Raw genomic sequence first — 4,119 nt, 5'->3', positions numbered from 1 at the left:
TTGACATATCCATCATATCCATATAAGTTTAAATAATGCCGAAGTGGCGGAATTGGTAGACGCGCCAGGTTCAGGGTCTGGTAGGCGTAAGCCTGTGTGGGTTCAAGTCCCGTCTTCGGCATTTCTCTTATAATAACACCTTTTAACTTATCAATGTCCAGTGTCAGAGTCAATTTCTTATTTCAAAGTTTCAATGTAATTACCGCGAGAACTAAGCGTGCAGGCTCACAGGCGTGCCAGCATAATAGTGTGTTATTGTGTTATTGTGACCCCAAATTTCCCTATCTGATTTACAACTTCAAGCACTCTTGTGGATTTTCTTTTTTAACCAGCTCCATTATTAAATCGACAAATATTTCTCCCGAATGGAGGGCGTTTACTACCTCTGTATAAGAAATGGTTATATCAATTTCATAGGTAAATATATTACGTTTTCTGCGCATCCTGTCGAAATGCTCGATAATGTCACGGTATTCCTTACCAAGCACCTGATACATAAACTCCACTACCGTCTTATGCTGGTAACCATCAGATGGCCTGAAACCTTTTAAAAGCATAAATGCCCTGCCTGCTCTCAACATAGCAAGATATGCAACCGTATATGCAATCCCTTCATCGATCTTCAAGTTAGCTCTGGCTGTTTTCAGGTCTTTTATGCTACGGATAAGGAGTCTTTCAACATCCGTTATAGATGATTTTTGTTTCTGTATCAATCCCTTGGAAAGATATTCGCTTACAAATTTATCGTAAGACATCCTCTTTTCCTTTCAGCATTATTTTTTTATTATCAATGAGATCCAGTATGAACACATCTTTGTTCTTCTTTTTCTTTTTAAATTCTTCCGGAGTAAAGAGGGTATAATTGATCTCCCTTTTTATAGATTTCTCAATAGCATTTATTTTCGCAATAAGCTGATCTTCATTGATTCGCCCAATGACACAAAGGTCAACATCGCTTGCTGTTATTTCTTTACCTTTTGCAAACGAACCGTATATAAAAGCTGCTTCTATACCCTTAACATCATTTATAGCGTCCTTCAAAAGCCCTTCTATGCCTATAGTCTTGCGCACAATGTTCGTTAATTCTTCAAAAAGCGGAAAATCTTTATTCAATCGGTAATAAAGGAGATTGCCCTTCTTTTCTGAAAGAAAAACCCCTTCTCCTTCAAGCCGCATGAGCTCCTTTCTGAGAATGCTTACAGGGATACCAAACATCCTTTCAAGCTCCCGTAGATAATAAGAGCTTTCCGGATTCGTAAAATAAAGCTGAAATAGTGCGGTACGTGCTTTTGATTTAAATAATTTCACGATATCCATGTCTGTAACCTTTCCGTATTACAATTGTAACCTCTTTAGATTACAATATCAAATACTTTTTGTAGTCAATTTTCATAGCGGGTATTCTTCTGAGGGTGGTACAGAAAACCGGGTATTCTATCCATAGCTGGCGAGCCATGAGGAAAATGTCTTATATGATTTGCTGGATTGCAAGACCTGGCCCCAGAGGTTCCCTGCCATTTAATTGACAATTGAAGATGTGACTCTGAACCTTCACGTCAGCAGAATAATCTCCACGTGGTTTTAAATTAAGTTTCGTTGAGTAATTCCTGAAGGTCCGTTTTTACGATAATCTTCCGACCTGTAATATTGCAATGGGTATGAAACACCGGGGAGTTTAAAAAAAGAAAGCAGGTTCAGAGGATCTGAACCTGCTTTGGTGGGCTTAGCCTTTTACTACGTTTGATGCAGCGGGGCCTTTTGGGCCACTGACAACATCAAAATTTACTGTCTCGCCTTCAGCCAGAGATTTGAAACCACTGCCCTGAATAGCAGAATGGTGAACAAAAACATCTGTGCCGTCATCCTGCGTAATGAAACCAAAACCTTTTGAATCGTTGAACCATTTCACTGTACCTTTTGACATATCTACTACCTCTCTTTTTAGAATTTTGAAGGATACGGAACTGTGTTATGAAGAGACGACAAAAATGTTTATTTCTGCGGTTACTACTAACAAATGCTTCCGAAACTTCAGATTATAGTGTTGCACAAAAAAAAAAAGATTGCAATACATTTTCTCCGCGATACATAGAAGTAGAATGGGGTTAGGTCGTGAATTATTGACCTCGCCCCTTTTCTTTCCATCCCGCCGTTCAGATGAACGCGGGATTTCGCCCTGTTGAAGTTGCACCGTGTGCTTAATAATGTACTCAATTCTCCTGCTATTACAACAGGTTGTCAAGGGGTTTTAAGCTTTAAGTGAAACCGTCGACAAGTATATTTGGAACGGCCTGAATGGAAGTGTGTACTATATTCTTGTTTATCAATAAAGGCTTGCCAGCTCGTGAGCCGGTTAGCTTGATATACTGTCACAAGTCAAGGGCTGAGCCTAAAAACCTATTTTTGTGGGAGATCTATTGACAATTGAACGGGCTGTTGCCCAAATACGTCTTTTATAGCCATTACTGCCGGAAGAGCTTTGTTGCTCACTATGTTCGCAATTAAACCGTACTCGATGCGCGACATCGAGTACGGTTTGGGAAACCCACTTTGGCACGTCCGAGAGTTCCCGAGGGGACAATCCACGCTGTCTGAGGACAAAGTCCGAGTTCGTGGATTGAGCGAGGACGGGTCATTAGTGGGTAAAGCTCACGGAGCGGAGCAGCGAGAGAAACAGCCTTCCGTAAGACACAAATTGTTTGGGCAACAGCCCGTGAAGATGTGACCCTGAACGCTCATCCGACAGCAAAGCGGCCAGATTCGGTAGACGAGAGAATACGATTGATATGGCTGACTAATTCTCGTTGCGGTTGTCGATAATGTCATGGGCAGGCATGTTTCATTCCTTGAAAAGCTCAGGATGCTTCAATTGAAGCCACTTTTCGATATCTATGCGGAGTTTTTGAGCAAGTGCAACCATCTCTTTTGCTTCCTGTTCAGACACAGTACCCGCCCTTTCATACCCGCCGATATTTCGTTTCTTTCTGAATGAATCAAAAAGGTCGACGCTCGCAGAGTCAAGTTTGATAGTGTGCTTAAGTGACTGGATAGCCCTGAAATGATGAGATTCACGTGATGCCCGATACCCAGAAACAGCAAGAGCAGCGACCGCCACCTGAAGGGCTGCATTATAGGCAATAGCCAGTTGCCAGTCAGGACTCAAACCCTCTACCTGACACTCCTTTAAATCACGGTCTGTAACACCCAGAAGTTCTTTGATCTCCTGAGAGCTCGCTCTATGTTCTGTCAGCCAGCCGTTTTCCAGCCATTTTTTCAAGCTCACCTATATCTCCTATGAGAAAGATTGCTGGTTCGTGAATAACACTGCTTAAGAAATGATGTTTTTCTTTGATTTTCTTTTTAAACTCCTCAACAGGATAGACAGTGGGATTAATCTCACGCCCGATTGCATGTTGCGCCTCGCTCAATGAAGAGACAACCTCCCTGAGCGTTATATCGCCGATCACGAGAAGGTCAACATCGCTCCCCTTTTTTTCCTCTCCGCTCGCAAAGGAACCGTAAATGAAAGCTATATAAATTCTATTCGCAAGAGATGAGAGCGCAGACCTTAAGGCATCTCCAACACCCACTGTTTTTATGATAATACTTTTCAATTCGTTGAAGATAGGACATTCTCTGTTTGCCTGAAAATAGACCTGCCTGCCCTGTACTTTTCGGTGGATAATCCCGGCATCGGAAAGCTGTTTTAATTCTCGCTGTATAGGACCTAAACCAATCCCTGTTAATTGAACAATTTGACGTAAATAAAACGTTTCTTCAGGGCGGCTGAAAAACAACGAGAGAATTCCCCGTCTTGCCTTACCGAACAATACCGATGATAAGCGATCGGTTTTTGTCATTGTAATCATATTGGTTACAATTGTAACCTTTTCGGATACAGACTGCAATCTATTTTGTTTTGATTTTTCACTCATAACTAATCACTTCTCACTCATCATGGCATTTAAACACTCTTTGCTTTTTTTGAGCCATGTCTCCATTACCTTAACTTCCGTTATTCCACGGAAGGAAAGCTGCTCTCACCATCTCTATCCGCTAACCTGTCCCTTGTCAGTGCCTGACCCCTTATTATCTTATGACAAGGTTTTCCGGGGAGAT

General features: G+C 41.7%; 5 protein-coding genes and 1 tRNA gene. 1 reads left to right on the top strand and 5 read right to left on the bottom strand.

Annotated elements, in window-relative coordinates:
- The first annotated feature begins 37 nt into the window (after window positions 1–37).
- Window positions 38–121, top strand: a tRNA-Leu gene (locus NTU69_10840).
- 169 nt (window positions 122–290) lie between these two features.
- Here the strand turns inward: NTU69_10840 and NTU69_10835 are convergent.
- The 5 genes from NTU69_10835 to NTU69_10815 form a co-directional block, all read right to left on the bottom strand.
- The gene (locus NTU69_10835) at window positions 291–755 is read right to left on the bottom strand and encodes a hypothetical protein (GenBank protein ID MCX5804005.1); all 465 of its coding nucleotides are present in this window, start codon (window positions 753–755) and stop codon (window positions 291–293) included.
- A complete protein-coding gene (locus tag NTU69_10830; GenBank protein MCX5804004.1) occupies window positions 742–1,317 on the bottom strand; it encodes a nucleotidyltransferase domain-containing protein in 576 nt (191 codons plus the stop codon). The genes NTU69_10835 and NTU69_10830 overlap by 14 nt, the downstream gene beginning before the upstream one ends.
- 406 nt (window positions 1,318–1,723) lie before the next feature.
- Window positions 1,724–1,924 carry a cold-shock protein gene (locus NTU69_10825; GenBank protein ID MCX5804003.1) on the bottom strand — a complete coding sequence of 67 codons (201 nt, stop codon included), beginning with the start codon at window positions 1,922–1,924 and terminating at the stop codon, window positions 1,724–1,726.
- A gap of 915 nt (window positions 1,925–2,839) precedes the next feature.
- Window positions 2,840–3,277 carry a hypothetical protein gene (locus NTU69_10820; GenBank protein MCX5804002.1) on the bottom strand — a complete coding sequence of 146 codons (438 nt, stop codon included), beginning with the start codon at window positions 3,275–3,277 and terminating at the stop codon, window positions 2,840–2,842.
- Entirely contained in the window at window positions 3,237–3,935 is a 699-nt protein-coding gene (locus NTU69_10815; protein MCX5804001.1) for a nucleotidyltransferase domain-containing protein, read from the bottom strand. The genes NTU69_10820 and NTU69_10815 overlap by 41 nt, the downstream gene beginning before the upstream one ends.
- Window positions 3,936–4,119: the final 184 nt, after the last annotated feature.

This window comes from Pseudomonadota bacterium, from assembly GCA_026388215.1.
Taxonomy (GTDB): Bacteria; Desulfobacterota; Syntrophorhabdia; order Syntrophorhabdales; family Syntrophorhabdaceae; genus JAPLKF01.
The sequence above is the reverse complement of the archived record's forward strand: the minus strand, read 5'-3'. Positions and strand labels throughout refer to the sequence as shown.